This window comes from Mesorhizobium loti (genome assembly GCF_013170705.1).
Classification (GTDB): domain Bacteria; phylum Pseudomonadota; class Alphaproteobacteria; order Rhizobiales; family Rhizobiaceae; genus Mesorhizobium; species Mesorhizobium loti_D.
On the sequence record NZ_CP033334.1, the window covers coordinates 6,322,027 to 6,337,842 of the forward strand.

General features: G+C 58.3%; 11 protein-coding genes and 2 pseudogenes. 2 read left to right on the forward strand and 11 right to left on the reverse strand.

Features of this window, described 5'->3' with window-relative positions; genetic code table 11:
• Positions 1-6: 6 nt before the first annotated feature.
• The 5 genes from EB815_RS30770 to EB815_RS30790 form a co-directional block, all read right to left on the reverse strand.
• Complete coding sequence (locus EB815_RS30770) at positions 7-2,376, reverse strand: VirB4 family type IV secretion/conjugal transfer ATPase (RefSeq protein WP_065004882.1); 2,370 nt, start codon at positions 2,374-2,376, stop codon at positions 7-9.
• Positions 2,376-2,702, reverse strand: coding sequence for a type IV secretion system protein VirB3 (locus EB815_RS30775; protein WP_019856520.1), 327 nt, complete (start codon positions 2,700-2,702; stop codon positions 2,376-2,378). Before EB815_RS30775 ends, EB815_RS30770 begins: the two co-directional genes overlap by 1 nt.
• A complete protein-coding gene (gene virB2 / locus EB815_RS30780; protein WP_019856519.1) occupies positions 2,702-3,007 on the reverse strand; it encodes a pilin major subunit VirB2 in 306 nt (101 codons plus the stop codon). The genes EB815_RS30775 and virB2 overlap by 1 nt, the downstream gene beginning before the upstream one ends.
• 75 nt (positions 3,008-3,082) lie before the next feature.
• Positions 3,083-3,859, reverse strand: coding sequence for a type IV secretion system lytic transglycosylase VirB1 (locus EB815_RS30785; RefSeq protein ID WP_019856518.1), 777 nt, complete (start codon positions 3,857-3,859; stop codon positions 3,083-3,085).
• An 87-nt stretch (positions 3,860-3,946) separates the two neighbouring features.
• Entirely contained in the window at positions 3,947-4,144 is a 198-nt protein-coding gene (locus EB815_RS30790) for a hypothetical protein (protein ID WP_019856517.1), read from the reverse strand.
• A gap of 777 nt (positions 4,145-4,921) precedes the next feature.
• On the opposite strand from EB815_RS30790, the gene EB815_RS30795 reads away from it, so the two are divergent.
• Entirely contained in the window at positions 4,922-5,641 is a 720-nt protein-coding gene (locus tag EB815_RS30795; RefSeq protein ID WP_019856516.1) for a response regulator, read from the forward strand.
• A gap of 27 nt (positions 5,642-5,668) precedes the next feature.
• Positions 5,669-6,237: pseudogene (locus EB815_RS33735) on the forward strand (ISKra4 family transposase); the annotation flags it as partial.
• 37 nt (positions 6,238-6,274) lie between these two features.
• On the opposite strand, the gene EB815_RS30800 reads toward EB815_RS33735, so the two are convergent.
• The 6 genes and pseudogenes from EB815_RS30800 to EB815_RS30825 form a co-directional block, all read right to left on the reverse strand.
• Positions 6,275-9,469, reverse strand: a complete 3,195-nt coding sequence (locus EB815_RS30800; RefSeq protein ID WP_432430888.1) for a Ulp1 family isopeptidase — start codon at positions 9,467-9,469, stop codon at positions 6,275-6,277.
• Positions 9,470-9,529: 60 nt separating this feature from the next.
• Positions 9,530-10,781: pseudogene (locus EB815_RS34290) on the reverse strand (type IV secretory system conjugative DNA transfer family protein).
• Positions 10,782-11,018: 237 nt separating this feature from the next.
• Positions 11,019-12,056: a type III secretion protein gene (locus tag EB815_RS33475; RefSeq protein ID WP_196232815.1), complete on the reverse strand. Its 1,038-nt coding sequence runs from the start codon at positions 12,054-12,056 to the stop codon at positions 11,019-11,021.
• Between the two features lie 357 nt (positions 12,057-12,413).
• Positions 12,414-14,105, reverse strand: coding sequence for a type IV secretion system ATPase VirD4 (gene virD4 / locus EB815_RS30815; protein WP_065004880.1), 1,692 nt, complete (start codon positions 14,103-14,105; stop codon positions 12,414-12,416).
• 245 nt (positions 14,106-14,350) lie between these two features.
• Positions 14,351-14,923, reverse strand: coding sequence for a hypothetical protein (locus EB815_RS30820; RefSeq protein ID WP_223217784.1), 573 nt, complete (start codon positions 14,921-14,923; stop codon positions 14,351-14,353).
• 594 nt (positions 14,924-15,517) lie between these two features.
• The gene (locus EB815_RS30825) at positions 15,518-15,730 is read right to left on the reverse strand and encodes a cold-shock protein (RefSeq protein ID WP_020628770.1); all 213 of its coding nucleotides are present in this window, start codon (positions 15,728-15,730) and stop codon (positions 15,518-15,520) included.
• Positions 15,731-15,816: the final 86 nt, after the last annotated feature.

Genomic DNA, 15,816 nt, shown 5'->3' on the forward strand with positions numbered 1-15,816 from the left:
CCTCCATCAGTCTTGAACTTCGTGGTAACGAGCCATGAACTTGTCGAGCCATCCACTTGGGGCATCTCCGTGCTGGTCACGAAGCTGGTCGGCAAGGCGCACGGTGTTGGCCCGCCCCGAGAGTACGGCTACGTACTCGCGCATCTGGCCAAGATCGAATTCGCAAACAACACTCCCGCTGTCGCGCTTGAGCAAAAACTTGCGGCTGCCAATTGCGATTCCCTGGCGGATTGCCTCGAACTCCTGCGTGGTGCACTTCAAGCCATCGACATACGCGGATCGGTCGGCTGTCGGAGATGGGTAGAAAATTTTCGTCATACATTGTGCAACGAGACTAGCTCCGAGAGGCGATTCCAGCACGTGTTCAGGCTGCTGCGTTGCGAGTATCAACATGCCGTTGTTCTTGCGGACGGTGAGCAAGAACTTGTCGATAACAGCCGAGAACTGGGGGTTGAGCAGATAGAAGCGAAACTCGTCGCAGCTCATGACGAACCGACGGCCATCGACAACAGCGCCCACGCGATGCAAAAGATAGGCGGCGGCCGGCGCACAGACCTCCTCAAATTCCAGGAGCTGCGTCATGTCAAAGCCTGTAATCGAGGCGTCCAGCCTTACTTCGTCCACATCGCCGTCAAACGCCCATCCAAGCGCATTCCCTCTACACCACCGCTGCAGCCGTGCTCCTGCGCCCTCGGAGGGGCCATGCAGCAGGAATTCGCGCAGGCCCGCAATTGAGCGCATGACGGGTTCAAACGAAAGTTGACGAACAATGCCACGTTCCAGTCGACGGCTTTCCTCCGGCGAGATCGGACCGCGGCCGTCACTCTCGATCAGGGCCATCAACCATTCGCGCAGAAAGTCCAACGAGGCGGAGGTGTTGTCCAGTCCACGCAGGGGGGCCAAGCCGCTTGGAGCGCCTCTGCGCAACGCAAGATATGTCCCTCCCGTGGCTCGCACCAGCAGTTCACCGCCCCGGTCCTTATCGAAAAAGACGATCGCACCATCGCGATTGACCAGGCTTTGCTCAAGCATCGCCAGGATAAAGGTCATCAGCGTCGTCTTGCCTTTGCCGACAGGCCCGAATATCGCCGTCATGCCGACGTCATTCTCATGGGGGATGTAGTCGAAAGAAGTTCCCCCGTTTGTGCGAAAGCGCGCAACAGCCTTGCCCCAGTGGCCGGAACTGGAACCGCTTGGGAAGTTCTCAAATGAGACAAGCCCGGCAAAATTGTAGGAGGTGATCGCCCCGGGGCGCGTGCGCCACCTGTTGTTCCCCGGCAGTTGGGACCAGTATGCGGCCTCCATGCCGATACCCTCTTGGACGATGACGGCGCCCGCGTCTGCCAGCCTTGCGCGCGCATTTGCTCCACGATCTGCAAGGCTATTGAGGCTGTCGGCATGGACGCACAGGCTCCAATGATGCGACCCCATCACGAACTCGTTGCTAGCCAGTGCATCCTCTGCCTCGGCAAGTTCATTGATCTGGGTGAGAGCCTTGTCGCCAGCGCTCGTCATCTGGCTGGACTTGAGGCTAAGCTTCGCATGAGCTTGTGGCCGAGTGAGGAAGGAAAAGCTCTGGCTCAGGACAAGCGGGAAGTTCGCGGACAGCAAGGGATTCAGCATGCCTGGCCGCGTCGTCGCCGGATATTCGCGGAACGAAAACAATGATCCCACGGAGCTACCTCCGGGTCTTCGAATCTCAAGCGCCCGCTTCCCGCAGATGACCTGGTCAGTGTAGATCGAGGCGCCGAGTGAGCCGGTAACCATCGGAACCGGAAGAAACCGGCAAGTCATTATCAGCCGAAGCGCCTCACCAATTTCCGTGAAGAGCACGTTGCCTTTCTCGCGAATACCCAACCGGCGCAGACCGTAACCGCCGAGTGAGCCAGCAATGATCTGCCAGAGGTCTTCCAGGATTCGAATTTGGGTGGCTAGATCGTTGTCATTCCGTCTGAGGGACTTGGCAATGCGCAAGCCGATCTTGCCGATTGCGGTGCGGGGGAACACGACCACAGTGAGGAAGTGGTCGTTGCGAAAAAGCTTTCCCGACAGCACACGGCTCTCGTAGGCCTCGCTCAGACTGCCAGCAAATGCACTTTGAAACTGGCGCAGTGCCGGCTCCGGCACATCGTTGTTTCGCACAAGATGAGCGTATATCGAGACATTGTCATCGGCGATGTTGCGCAACAGAGTGTTGAACGCGCGGCAGCGCGAGTTGCGCATCTCAGCGTCTTCCAAATCAAAGGGCAGGCCGTTCACGTGTGCCATGGCCATGATCGATCCGTCTTCCAGAAGGACGACCTGATCGCTTACGTGACCAACATACGGAAGGTAGATCTCGCCAGACCTCTCGGTCCGGCCACTGGCGCCAAACATTACACCATTCCTCTTCCGCGTTTCGGCACTCTGATCGGATTGGCGCTGACGCTCGCGCCGCCCCAGACCGGCCCGTCCACGCTTCTGCCGGCCGTCTGCAAATAGAGGAGCGCGACGCTTGCGGCGTTATAGTCACGCTCAACAACCAGCCGGGCGCCAAACCAGAGTGGCACGAGCACGATTTCATAAAGTGGGTTTTGAAGGACAATGATGACGAGACCAGCCAACATCATCAGCAATCCGGCCAGCGTCAGCGGCACCCCCAAAAACAGTGCGGGACGTGTCGCCGCCACATAGAGGGTGCTCACTTCCAACCGGTCGCTCATCAGCCACCGCCTATGAGCGCCTTGCCCAGGAAGCTGGCGCCGAACATGATGACGATCCCTCCAACGACACCCGCAACCAGGCCAAGTGAAGCACGACCGAACATCCAAGAGATGCCGATGGCCACGAGTCCGAGCACGGCCAGTGATTGTCCGAAGGGGCCAAGTACGAAGGTGCAGATATTCTGGACCATCTTGGCGGGATCCGTCCCTCCGGTCACCTGAGCCGAGGCTGGCCCGATGGAGAAGACCGTCCACGCCGCGCCTGCAGCAGCGGCCGGTACATATTCAGCCGCCGTGCGCAGCATGGAAAAAGGCGAAGGAACACGCGCTTTAAGCGCACGAAGTATTTTGAGTGGCGTCATCATTGTATCTCCATGGGTTCAATCGAATACGAGTTTGTTCGGGTTCGAGGGTTCTTCCGCAGCCTGGCTGCCTGTCGGACCGGAGGGATCGGCCCCGGAGCGGTTTGACTCATACGAGCCCCAGATGTCCCAAGAATTTTGGTTGGGCTGCTTTCCATTGGCCTGTTGGCTCTGTTGGAGCAGAGGCGGCACGGCTTTCCGACCGGGTGCCTCAAGGTGTGGCGCATCTTGAGCGGTCGGCTCCAGGGTTGGCGCGGGGTGACTCGAGATGTCCTTTGCGGCCAACTCGACCTTGCGTACATAACCGTTGGTGAAGCCACGCGTGACGTCGCCCGTGTTGTAGGCCGAGATGGCACGGCGAAGCGCCAGTTGCTGCGCCGGAGCAGTCGTGCCGCCGGCATACCGGCTTTCAAGCAAGTGGGCGGCGGCCGATAGCGAGGCGCAGGGCTCGAAAGCCTTTTCCGGCGTGAGATTGAGGAAGGAAAAGTTCTTGCTGTTTATCTGCATCAATCCGACATCGACAGAATGTTGTGCTTCGAGGCGGTTCTTGATGCCCCGCGTCGCTTCCAGGCGGTCTATCCAGCGAAGCTGCTCACCTGTGGTGTTGTCATGAGCCACCAGCGTTTCAAAGCCACTTTCAATTTTGGCAATCGCGGCGAGGGTGGACGGCGCAACCCAGGGAGCGCATTTGCGCGACAGGCGATGGAATTCACGGGGCGAAAGTGGCGCGGGCTCGGCTGGGAATGACATGGATGTCAACAGGGCGATGGCCAGCGGCCAAGCTGCAATAAACATTCCTATCCCCTACCTTTCCAAGCGTCCGGACCGGTTCTGGCCCTGTCCGGCACGCGCTTATCGGGGAGGTTTGTTACTGCGTGATGTTCAAGTCCAGCTTTTCGGTTTCAACTGAAACAAAAGACATTTGTTCAGGCGGAAAGGACGCTGGCTGAGCTGACGCAGCAGCATGATGTGCATGCGAACTAGATCACGGATTGAAGTAAGCAGCTTCTGGAAGGAGCCGCGAACGTGTTTCGGCGCGGCGGAGAAATCCGAGCCGAGGTGGACATAAAGGCCGTCCATGCCGAAGCCCGGAGAGCTGACGCTCGCGAACCTGGTTTAGCTGTTCGGCCGCGCACTGGATCAGTTGATCGTACCCATCGGCAGAAAACCGCACGCCATTGACGGAATCCGACGGGCTATCGCCGGGCACAATCACGAGATTCGATTTGGCGCTGTCGAGTTTGAGGTGCTGCCCGTGACGTGACAGGATCAATGTGGAGGTCTCGCCTAATCTGAGAAATGTTAGGTCGGACGGTAACCGCCTCGACCATAACAAGATGCGATGCCGCCGGCCTTCTCGGAAGAACCCGGCTTGGCAGGAGACATGCTATTTGGCACAAACCGCTGTAGCGAATCACGTTGGTCCTTTCGCCGACGACCTTTCAGGGACTCCAACGCGGCGCTGCTTAACCACGTCGGACTCCCACGAGTCGGACGATGTCGAGATGATCCAGGCCACAAGCGCCGGATAACGTGACGAGGAAGCAAACACATTGCAGGCAACTCGGCATCCATGCCGTCGAACCCGAATAGTGTGAGCGGGTCAGCATCAAACTGACAAAGCGGAGAATCACGATCCGGAAAAGCGAGTCGGCGCTTGAACCTGTCTGGTGCACGGCTAAATGCATGCCGCCAGTCCGCGATAAGGCCCTGCTTTCTACCGATTATGGACGAGCAACGCCTCCTTACCTGGCCGCCGCAGCGGCGGGTGGATCATGGGGCAGCTGTTCTACATCGGTGCCCTAGGGTTGCTCGGCAACAGCTTAGACAAAGCGATTCGAGATTGAAGGTGAGCCGTTGAAACATGTTCTTGTCATCGATGATGATGCCCCAATGCGGCACCTCATCGCCGAGTACCTCACGATGCATGCCTTGAAGGTAACCGCAGTCCACGATAGCAAGCAGTTTGACTATGTTCTTTCACATGAGCCAGTCGATCTCGTGGTTGTTGACCTTAATCTAGGCCGGGAGGATGGACTTGCGATCGTCCGCAATCTGGCGACAAAATCGCATGTTCCGATCATAGTGATCAGCGGCGACCGGCTTGATGAGGCGGAAAAAGTGGTTGCACTGGAGCTCGGCGCAACCGATTTCATTGCCAAGCCTTTCGGGATGCGCGAATTCTTGGCCCGCATTCGAGTAGCGTTACGAGAGCGCATTCCTCGAACCAGAGATCAGCGCTCATTTCGCTTTGGGGCCTGGAAGCTCAGCGTCAAGCAGCGGCGACTGATCTTTGAGGAGCGTGGTGAGGTCAAGCTTACCGCAGGTGAGTTCAATCTCTTGATCGCGTTCTTGGAGAACCCACGCAACGTGTTATCCAGAGAACGGCTTCTGCTCGCGAGCCGTGTGCGTGGAGAAGAGGTCTGTGATCGAAGTGTCGATGTCCTGATTATGCGCCTGCGCCGAAAGCTGGAGGTTGATGCGGCCAATCCTTGCCTGGTCAAAACGTCCCGTGGTGCAGGGTACTTCTTCAACGCTGACGTAGATGTCAGCTACGGAGGGATCTCGGCAGCTTGACCGGGAGGTATTCTGGAGTTTCCCGAGTACATCCGCCACCGCGACGACTGGAAGAAAAATCGAGCTGATCGCAGGCCACTCGCGGCCTGAAGACGGCGCTCCGCGCTACATCGGTTTCGTCCACGGCTATGATCGCGAGCTGCAATGGCACGTTCTCGACCATCTCAAGCAGCAGGGCGTCCGGACCAATCAGGATATTACCTTCATCAACGATGGTGGGAAGAAGTCCGCTCGGTCGCGGAAATGATCGCACGGCGAGCGAGCATGTCCTCGACTGGCTTCATACACCACGCGCATCACGCTCCTTCGCCAGTTCGTGCAAGGGCTCGAAAACCACCGACGAGCAGATCGGACAGGACCTGCTTGAAAGCTTGCGCAGGATCAAATGGCATCTCTGGCATCGTAACCTCTATTGTGCCCGTGACGAAATCGCCGACCTGCAGTTCGACCCGGAAGGTCTCGAAACAGGCTAGCCGAATATGCGCAAGTTCCTGACCGCCGTCGGCGGGTTCCAGGCCTACATCGGCTTCAACTGTGCCAGCCTGGTAAACTTCGACAAGAGCTACCGGTCCGGATATCGCATCAGCGCCTCTGTCTCAAAAGAGCTGTTCTGCTTCGCCCCAGCCGTGGAGCTCAACGTCCGGCGTCGAAGCGCTCTCTGCTTCTGGAGGAAGCCATGAGGTCTGCTCGGGTTTGATCGGAGTCTTGCCTGATGGACGACGTATTTGCTTCGCTCGCTTGCCGCCCCGTGGCGAAGGATTGCGGATTGTCAGTCCTCTGCATCTTCGCCGGTCTCAACAGCACTGTGTAACGTTCAGTGTTTATGATGACGCCCTCTCTGTTCACGCGGTTGTCAAGTGTACCCGTCAGCTCGTCCTGGCTCTCGCGAGTCCTGCCCAAGTGCGGTTCAAACGGTGCTGGCGCCACTTGTCGGGCTTGCTGCTCTTGCAAGACGGCATGTTGCACCTGCGACCCGGCTGCTGCAAAAGCATCCGCGGGGATTGCGGCAAGCTCGTGCGGCAAGCGGCCCTGCCTCAGTCGGTTTTGCAGCGCCTGCCGATCGGCGACGAGGTAGTTGAGGTCCAGTGGCAGCTGCCGTTCTGGCCGCTCTTGGTTCGCCAATCGAAGAACCAGCTCGCGCGTGCCGTCCACCACGAACACGCCGCAATCAACAAGGTTGTTCTGCTGCGCCGTCTCGGGTGTCACCAGGATGGTCGCGTCCAGTCTTGTTGCGAGCTCTCGGGCAGGCGCGTCATTGTATCCCCGTCGATTTTGCTGGACGGAGTCGTTTTGCTGGACGGAGTCGTAGTGATAGGCGACCGTTCTTTGCGGGTCGCGGCGATCTACGAGCAGCAGCGACCAATGGGTGCCTCGGTTGCTAGGAGTGCCATCGTTCACTGGCACGAACAGGAAGTCGGGTGGGTCGGCGTTTCGATTATAAATCGACTGCAATGTGCCTAGCGCGTCTGGCTGCTCCATGTGGCGCAGCAGATGGGATACCGACGGATCCACCAGCCGCGTTCGAGCGGCGAGCGCTGGATCCGCCTGCTGCAGCTGCTGCTCGAGGAATTCGTAATCCCTCTGGATATGGGCGTCGCTTAGCAGTTCGGTGGCCCCGAGCACCGCCCCCGCGGGGAGGTTGGATGAGCCTGACGGAAAAGCTCCGATCCGAGCATCGGAGGTGGTGGTCAGATCGACCAACGGAACACCGCGATAGGCGTCTGAAAGCCTGGCGGTGGCTGGCGAGGCGGGTCCTGGAGCTCTTGCCGGTACTGCTGCCGCTGCAGCTTCGCTCATTGGACCGCGATGGACGAGCGAAAAGTCGTTGCGCCCTTCTGGCCTCTCGGCGGCGTAGCCGCGACCTTCAATCTCGTGGTTCCACTCCTTCTTTTCCGCATCCGGCAAGAAGCCATAACCATAATGGTCCAAGGAAGAGAGCATCGCGCCTGGGACGCCTTGAATCCCATGGGAGAAGCCTTGGGGGACGGCGAATGAGACGTTTATGGAGTTCTCGATCGCAGCGGGCGGGTTCTCAGACCATGCGGAGGGCGCGGCCTCCGCATGCAGCCTTCCGATGTGTTCAGACCCTGTCCATTGAACCGGTACCCCTTCCAATAGCAATTCATCCAACTGCTGCATGGGGGCCTGCATCGGCATGCGGCCGCCTGAATTGCCGATTTCGCTCAGCGGCTGCTGAATGGCGACGGCTTGCGGCGTATTCAGGGCCCTCTGCCGCTCCGCTGGCCACAACAGCGCTGTGGAATGTTCATTGTTGATGATGACCCGCTCGGGTGCCAGGTGGTTGCCCTGGTCAAGCGCATCCGGCCAGGGCCGGATCTGCCGTTGGCTGGCAGCTAAGACTGGCGGGGCGGCGGCCTCAACTCCGGCGTGCCCAGAGCCGGCCGCTGCGAAAGCGTCGGCCACGCTTCTGTCTGACGCGGACTCCGCATCGCGAACCCGTTGCAACGCGAAGAAGAGATTGCGATTGCCTGGAAACAACGTCGCGGCGGATTTGATCCGCGAATTGTGATCCAGCCCAGAGATCGTCTGGCCCCAGCTCCCAAGCGCTTCAGAAAATCTGCGAAGATTCCGACCATAGTTATTACGGCTGCCGAAGCCCAAGCTGCTGTCACTGGCCAATTGTTCTAAGATACGCGCGTCTGCCTTTGAGGGCACCGCTGGCCGCGCGGCAGCAGCTGAATAGCCCGGCTCATGATACGCACGCAGGACGTTCAACGCCGTCTTCATGCCGTGGTTTTCCGGAAAGAAAGTATCGACGTGATCGACCAGGGATTGGTGATTTTTTAGATCAATCGCTTGGCCGCGAGCGCCGAGATCATTCGCCAATCGGCGAAGCGCATGCGAGTATATTCGGACCGTCGCCGCGCTATGGTGTTGCTGGGCCGCAGCGTGGGCGATCGCCTTATCAATAACGTCCCGGTGTTCGCCGGACAGGTGGCGATAGCGGGCTTCACGGGCGCCACTCGCGCCAGGAGCCGGATCGGCTCGGCGCGGTTCGGCCACGTGCTGCTCAAAGCTCACTTGCCGGGCCTGGCCCGCATCCGGCAAGGGGGCATGGGGGTCCAAGAAAGAGAGCATCGCGTCTGGGACGCGTTGAGTCCGATGGGAGAAGCCTTTGGGGACGGCGAATGAGACGTTGATGGAGTCCTCGATCGCAGCGGGGGGTGCCTCAGACCTTGCGGAGGGCGCGGCCTCCGCATGCAGCCTTCCGATGTGTTCGGACCCTGTGCCTTGAACCGGTACCCCTTCCAATGGCAATTCACCCAACTGCTGCATGGGGGGCTGCATCGGCACGCGGCCGCCTGAATTGCCGATTTCGCTCAGCGGCTGCTGAATGGCGGCGGGTTGCGGCGTATTCAGGGTCCTCTGCCTCTCCGCTGTCCGCAACAGCGCCGTGGAATGTTCATTGTTGATGATGACCCGCTCGGGTGGCAGGTGGTTGCCCTGTTCAAGCGCATCCGGCGAGGGCCGGATCTGCTGTTGGCTGGCAGCTAACACTGGCGGGGCGGCGGCATCAACTCCGGCATGCCCAGAGCCGGCCGCTGCGAAAGCGTCCGCCACGCCGCTGTTGAGGTCACCCGGTCCAGCGGGCATCCCGGGGTCGCTGAAAAAAGACGAGGCGGCTTGATCATCCTGCCCTCGCTGAAGCATTTCGCGGAACCCCTGTTCCAGTCGCAGAAGCGCCTCTGGATTGGTTGGCGGCTCGTCAGCTCGATCATCGAACAGCGGCCGGAGCGCCTCGGCCACGTGCTGCTCAAAGCCCACTTGCCGGGCCTGGCCCGCTTGCTCCTCTTCCAAGTCCTGCACCTGCGACAAAGCTGTTACGCGGGATGGATTACTATTTCGCGGGTCCACACTAGCCTCACATCAAACTGTATCGTCAAAATTCTGCGCCAATTCACGCAGCGGGTCATCGAGTTGAGATTCTGCCGAGAGCCCCTCGTCCGCTATCATCAAGGGTGCCGGCTCCGGGAGGGCGCCTGTCTGGCTTTCGAAGATGCATTTAAGGATGCGGTCCGAAAAATATCGCACCTTCCTCAATTGCAATGGTGGCAGGCCTTTGATGAGAACAATCTCGTAGTCTTCATCGAGCAGCCGAACCTGTTCGGGACGCAACAGCGGTGCACCTTGATGTGAATTCTGGATGTTCCAATCGAACGTTCGCGCCTGGCTGTAGGAAATCGATTGGGCTTGAAATGTGTATTCACCGATGGCTTTGGAAATGTAGGTTGGAGTCGCGTCATCGGCAGTGGCCATGAACACTTGCAGGCCGGTATTGCTCAGAAAATCCTGCTTGCCAGCCTCTCCATAGGCCCCCGTCAGTGCCGAAAGGCTTTGGATGATGAGCATGAAACGACCCTTGTAGCCCGCTATGGTCGTAATTGCGGTCTCGATCGCCTCCAGCTTACCCAAGTGCTTGAACTCGTCGAGCAGAAAGAGAACCTCGTTCTTTTCATCTTGGCGGGGCAGCGACCGCTGTAGAATTGAAACGATTTGCTGAAAGAACAGGCGTATCAAAGGCGCGATCACCTCAAGGTCGTTCGGACCGACGCACAGATAGATGCACGTTCTGCGACGGCGAAGATCATAGACCGAAAAGTCCGAGCGACTTGTCGCTGCCTTTACAGCCGGATCCGCCCACAGATTGAGCCCGCCATCGCCGAGACGTCGCAGATATCCGGTGCGTCGCATTTCATCCACTCGCGCCCAGCGCGCCGTCCCGTGATGTTCGAGTTTGGGCCGCAATACGATCTGCTGAAACAGCAAGACGACCGCCGACGTGGCGAGCACGATAGCTACGGACGTGTAGGACGTCAGGATTTTTGTATCGTTCCCCGCCAATCGTCGAAGATGCGTGTGCCTCTTTGTTCCGGGTCTGCATAGCGAGTTGCGCGAAGAGTTTGAACTTCCCCCCGGCTGGGCGAAGAGGGACAGGAGTTGCGAAACCCAGATAGAACGGCGTCTCGAACCAAAAGGCACGGATGTCAAACGTCATCAAAGCCTCGCCGCTACCCCCATGGCGGAACGTTGCGTACAGACTTGCCGCGCAGAAGCCCAAGGCGAGTGAGCACGCGATGCTAATAGCTATGTTGGGGGGCGTCGTTTTTGTTGAAGACATTGTTCCATTGCCGGATTAGCCGTAGCTAATGCTGCGCTTGCTTCAGACACCGGAGCGACGTCGCGCGATGTCGCGGCTCCACAGATCGATGCCGGAGCGTGTGGTGCGATGCTTGCATCGCGCCACACGGCAGACGTGTTTCTGCCCCTAAGGCAGGTACATCAACGGCCAGCGCATTGGAGATGGCAAGGCCGAACGGGATTCGAGGAGAAACCGTCACTTACCATGGCCGAGACCTCAACGGCCGGAGCGATCTCTGCTTCTGGAGGCAGCCATTAGATCCTCGCGGGCGTGATTGTAGGCGTGGCTTATGGGCTGCCCGACTTGACCACCCCGCCGCAGCTGTTCATAGGAGATTTGCGCACCTGCCGCACGGACTTCAGCTTCAAGACCTGCTATGTGGCCGTCCAGATTCGCATTCCGTTCCTCTGCTGCATGCTGCGGCGGAGGCATCTGCGGCAAGATGTCTTGCATGCCGGGAACTGCGTGAGCTTGGGTCTGTTGATTTGCGTCGAACTGGTGATACGCCGCCAATTCCGGCGGCTCGACAGGAGGCCGGGGCAGCGAGTCCAGTTGGTTGGCGGCGACCAGAACTGATTCCACTGCGTCTTGGTGCGTGCGCGAGGAAGGATCCATTCCGTAGGCTTCCTGAATCATCCGTGATGCGATTTCCTTTTGTTGGTCTTCAGGAATACGGGACAATGCGTTGCGTACACTATCGGCGAACTCGGGTGAGATCACTTGTACTTCTGCATATTTTTTCCACGAAGTGGGTTCGTTTTGCTTCCGGCGCAAATCGTTGGCAGTCTGTTCATTTGTGTCCGGATGCACGAACGGAATCAACCCCTCAACACGGTTTTTCAGGAATTCGGCGGTGCTTTTGTCCATCGACCAATGACCCTCCTTGACCGGCACTCCGCTCCATGCGCTGTCTTTCAACCGAACAGCGGGGCCGTTGGCCCAGGCATCCATAACCACGGTCGACCTCGGGTCGCGGCTTCCGCGCCGCAGTTCGTTCCAAATGTGACCTAACTTGACTGGGATCTCATCACCTTCGTCGGTTATCTGTTTCATTGACACGGAAGCACTAGAGGTCATACTCCACTCGTCGGCCGCCATGTGTGGGGCGTGGACGATAGCGGAAAGGGGAGCGTTCTGATTGCAGCACGCCGCTCCCATGACTACGGCCACTGCAACCTTAATGTTGTCGTCTGCTCCCATCATTGCAACCGACGATCCGATGCTGTTGTGGCCGCGAGAGGGAATGTCGTCCACCTTAACGTTTCCCCGGCCATGCTTGAGCAGCAGGCGAACGTCGTGAACTGTTTGCCCCGCTGTCGCGAGTCTTATCGGGCTGGTGACGTCGTCACCGACGACACACGCTCCCATATGATAGGCGGCCTGCTGGATCTGATGTGGCTCCAGAGGCGCATCTCCGCCCCGTCGCAACCTGTCGGCAGGCGTGCCCAGGGAGACCCTCAGCGCTGATATGCTGCTCTCAAAGCCGGACGCCGTGGATTCTCGCGGCGACTGTCGAGTCGATCCGGAGGATTTGGAGATGCAAATTCCCATAGCCGTTCACCTGTAGTGGAGTTTCTGATCGCCGAGGGACGGGATACGCGAGACGGGCGCTTAACCGTCAGTGTCATCTGGATGAGCTTCCATCAAGGGTGCCGGCTCCGGGAGGGCGCCTGTCTGGCTTTCGAAGATGCGTTTCAGAATGCGATCCGAATAATATCGCACCTTCCTCAATTGCAATGGTGGCAGGCCTTTGATGAGAACAATCTCGTAGTCTTCATCGAGCAGCCGAACCTGTTCGGGACGCAACAGCGGTGCACCTTGATGTGAATTCTGAATGTTCCAATCGAACGTTCGCGCCTGGCTGTAGGAAATCGACTTGGCTTCAAACGTGTATTCACCGATGGCTTTGGAAATGTAGGTTGGAGTCTCGTCATCGGCAGTGGCCATGAACACTTGCAGGCCGGTATTGCTCAGAAAATTCTGCTTGCCAGCCTCTCCATAGGCCCCCGTCAGTGCCGAAAGGCTTTGGATGATGAGCATGAAACGACCCTTGTAGCCCGCTATGGTCGTAATTGCGGTCTCGATCGCCTCCAGCTTACCCAAGTGCTTGAACTCGTCGAGCAGAAAGAGAACCTCGTTCTTTTCATCTTGGCGGGGCAGCGACCGCTGTAGAATTGAAACGATTTGCTGAAAGAACAGGCGTATCAAAGGCGCGATCACCTCAAGGTCGTTCGGACCGACGCACAGATAGATGCACGTTCTGCGACGGCGAAGATCATAGACCGAAAAGTCCGAGCGACTTGTCGCTGCCTTTACAGCCGGATCCGCCCACAGATTGAGCCCGCCATCGCCGAGGACGGACGTGTAGGAGGTCAGGATTTTTGTATCGTTCCCCGCCATGTCGTCGAAGATGCGTTGTGCCTCTTTGTTCCGGGTCTCCATGGCGAGTTGCGCGAAGAGCTTGAACTTCTCCCCCGGCTGGGCGAAGAGGTCATAGACGGCGCCGATTGTTGGCGTGCCCCGCTCGATGCAGGCAAGGATCCCCGCGACAAAGATATCTCGCGCGCCGCTGACGAAACCTTCCGCGCCCTCCCCCTTGGCCGTGATCAGGTTTGCGGCCAAGCGGCGGGCTTCGGTGAATTGCAGCTGCGGAGGCAGCGCTATAAGGTCCAACAGCGGATTGTAGCAGTTGGTGCGCCGCTCCGAATCCAGCGGCGCGAATTTGAACACGTTGTCGCCTGTGGCTTTGCGCGCCCTAGAGGTGAGCTCAAAGAGCTCCCCCTTGACGTCGAGAGCTATCACTGAGCCTTTGAATGTAAGTAGCGTTGGAATGACTATGCCGACGCCCTTGCCGGCGCGGGTCGGTGCAACGATGAGGCTGTGAGGCTGCTCGCCATTGGTCAGGTAGTAGCCAGGCCAGAAAGGGCCACTTGTCTTCCCAAATACCGGCCCTGTCACGCTACGATATCGTCGCAGATATCCGGTGCATCGCATTTCGTCGACTCGAGCCCAACGCGCCGTCCCGTGGTGTTCGAGTTTGCGCCGCAATACGACCTGCTGAATCAGCAAGACGACCGCCGACGTTGCGAGCACGATAGCTATGCCCCGATAGAAGACAGGGGTTGCGAAACCCAGATAGAACGGCGTCTCAAACCAAAAGGCACGGACGTCAAACGTCATCAAAGCCTCGCCGCTACCCCCGTGGCGGAACGTTGCGTACAGACTTGCCGCGCAGAAGCCCAAGGCGAGTGAGCACGCGATGCTAATAGCTATGTTGGGGGGCGTCGTTTTTGTTGAAGACATTGTTCCATTGCCGGATTAGCCGTAGCTAATGCTGCGCTTGCTTCAGACACCGAACCGACGTCGCGCGATGTCGCCGCTCGACAGATCGATGCCGCAGCGGGTGGTGCGACGTTTGCATCGCACCACCCGGCAGGCGTGGTCTTTGAAAGCTACACTAAGCAGGTACGTCAACGGCCAGCGAATTGGAGATGGCAAGGCCGTGAACGGAATTCGGGAGAGGAAGCGTTACTGCCATGGCCGAGACCTCAACGGCCGGAGCGATCTCTGCTTCTGGAGGCAGCCACTAGATCCTCGCGGGCGTGATTGTAGGCGTGGCTTAGGGACTGCCCGATTTCACCACCCCGCTGCCGCTGTTCATAGGAGATTTGCGCACCTGCCGCACGGACTTCAGCTTCAAGACCTGCTATGTGGGCGTCCAGATCCGCACTGCGTTCCTCTGCTGCATGCCGCGGAGGAGGCATCTGCGGCAAGATGTCTTGCATGCCGGGAATTGAGTGAGCTTGGGCCTGTTGATTTGGATCTAACTGGTGATACATCGCGTACATAGCATTGGATGCTGTCGACCTGACGTGGCCATCCGGATCGGTAGCCAATTCAGCGGCCTGATCAAAAATGCGAGATTTATTTTCAGCGTTAAACTTGCTGAAGTTTTGCGCAGCGTAAAGCGCTCCGTTAGCTTGCGAAGGTGGGGCCATGTTGCCAATGCGATTAACAATGCTATCTTGCGTCTCTGGCCTAAGGTAATGGGATACGTTACTGACGGCTCTGAATAGCTCCAATGCTACTTCATCCGAGGTGTGCCCCAGCCCGGCAGTCAATTTGTCCCCCAGATCGACGGCTGATCGTCCAAGCTGATTGGTCCGCGTTTCAAATCTCGCGAGGTCAGTTTCTGGCTCGGTTCGAGTGCCCCGAACGGATATGCGCTCTCGCCTCCCGAGTTCTTTGAAGGTCCCAAGATTTCGCGCTGTATCGCGCGGGTTAGCGGTTACCAGCCGTTCTGCAACATGGGTCAATGGTCCGTATGGAAGGTCACGGAGAGTACTGCGATTCCCCACGTCTTGGGATGAACTTGCAGCTGCGCGTGCCCTTTTGTTATCGCGATCCATTGCTCGGCCTCCAAAGTCATTATTCGACCCAATGAGGTTACCACCGAAGCTTGACCTGCGGAACCGATATGATGTTACAGTTGTAGTCTCGCAGAAGCTTCTCCCAACTCTGGGATACGCTGAGAGCCGTAACCGGGGCAGATTTCCGGGCGGAAGGGGTTTGCGGCGAGAGCATTCGTGATTCACCGTTTGCGTGACGCATCAGGATCCTCTCGTATAAGAGAGTCCGTCGCGATACGCCCCGCGAATGACGATGGTACCTTCGGCTTGACTTATCCTTCGCACTCTGCGGGTCCGACGAGAAAATCAGCCTACCTTGCTGAGACTACCTGCGGAGGACTTGCCGCTACGGCGGTCCTGCTCGATCTCGTACTTGATCTTCTGCCCATCAACGAGGTTTGAAAGTCCAGCCCGTTCTACAGCTGAAATATGGACGAAAACGTCCTGACCGCCGTCATCGGGCTGGATGAAGCCAAAAACTTTGGTGCTGTTGAACCACTTCACTGTTCCGGTCGCCATATCTGTGTATTCCTCTGTGGCCACTGCGAACCAGACGGGCCGTGAAGCCGATCCTGTTCATATCTCGTACTTTGGAGTTAACCCCA

Coding starts and splice junctions, on each gene's coding strand:
- EB815_RS30770 (WP_065004882.1), bottom strand. CDS start 2,376: ATGTTTGGCGCCAGTGGCCGGACCGAGAGGTCTGGCGAGATCTACCTT.
- EB815_RS30775 (WP_019856520.1), bottom strand. CDS start 2,702: ATGAGCGACCGGTTGGAAGTGAGCACCCTCTATGTGGCGGCGACACGT.
- virB2 (WP_019856519.1), bottom strand. CDS start 3,007: ATGCTGCGCACGGCGGCTGAATATGTACCGGCCGCTGCTGCAGGCGCG.
- EB815_RS30785 (WP_019856518.1), bottom strand. CDS start 3,859: ATGTTTATTGCAGCTTGGCCGCTGGCCATCGCCCTGTTGACATCCATG.
- EB815_RS30790 (WP_019856517.1), bottom strand. CDS start 4,144: ATGGACGGCCTTTATGTCCACCTCGGCTCGGATTTCTCCGCCGCGCCG.
- virD4 (WP_065004880.1), bottom strand. CDS start 14,105: ATGTCTTCAACAAAAACGACGCCCCCCAACATAGCTATTAGCATCGCG.
- EB815_RS30825 (WP_020628770.1), bottom strand. CDS start 15,730: ATGGCGACCGGAACAGTGAAGTGGTTCAACAGCACCAAAGTTTTTGGC.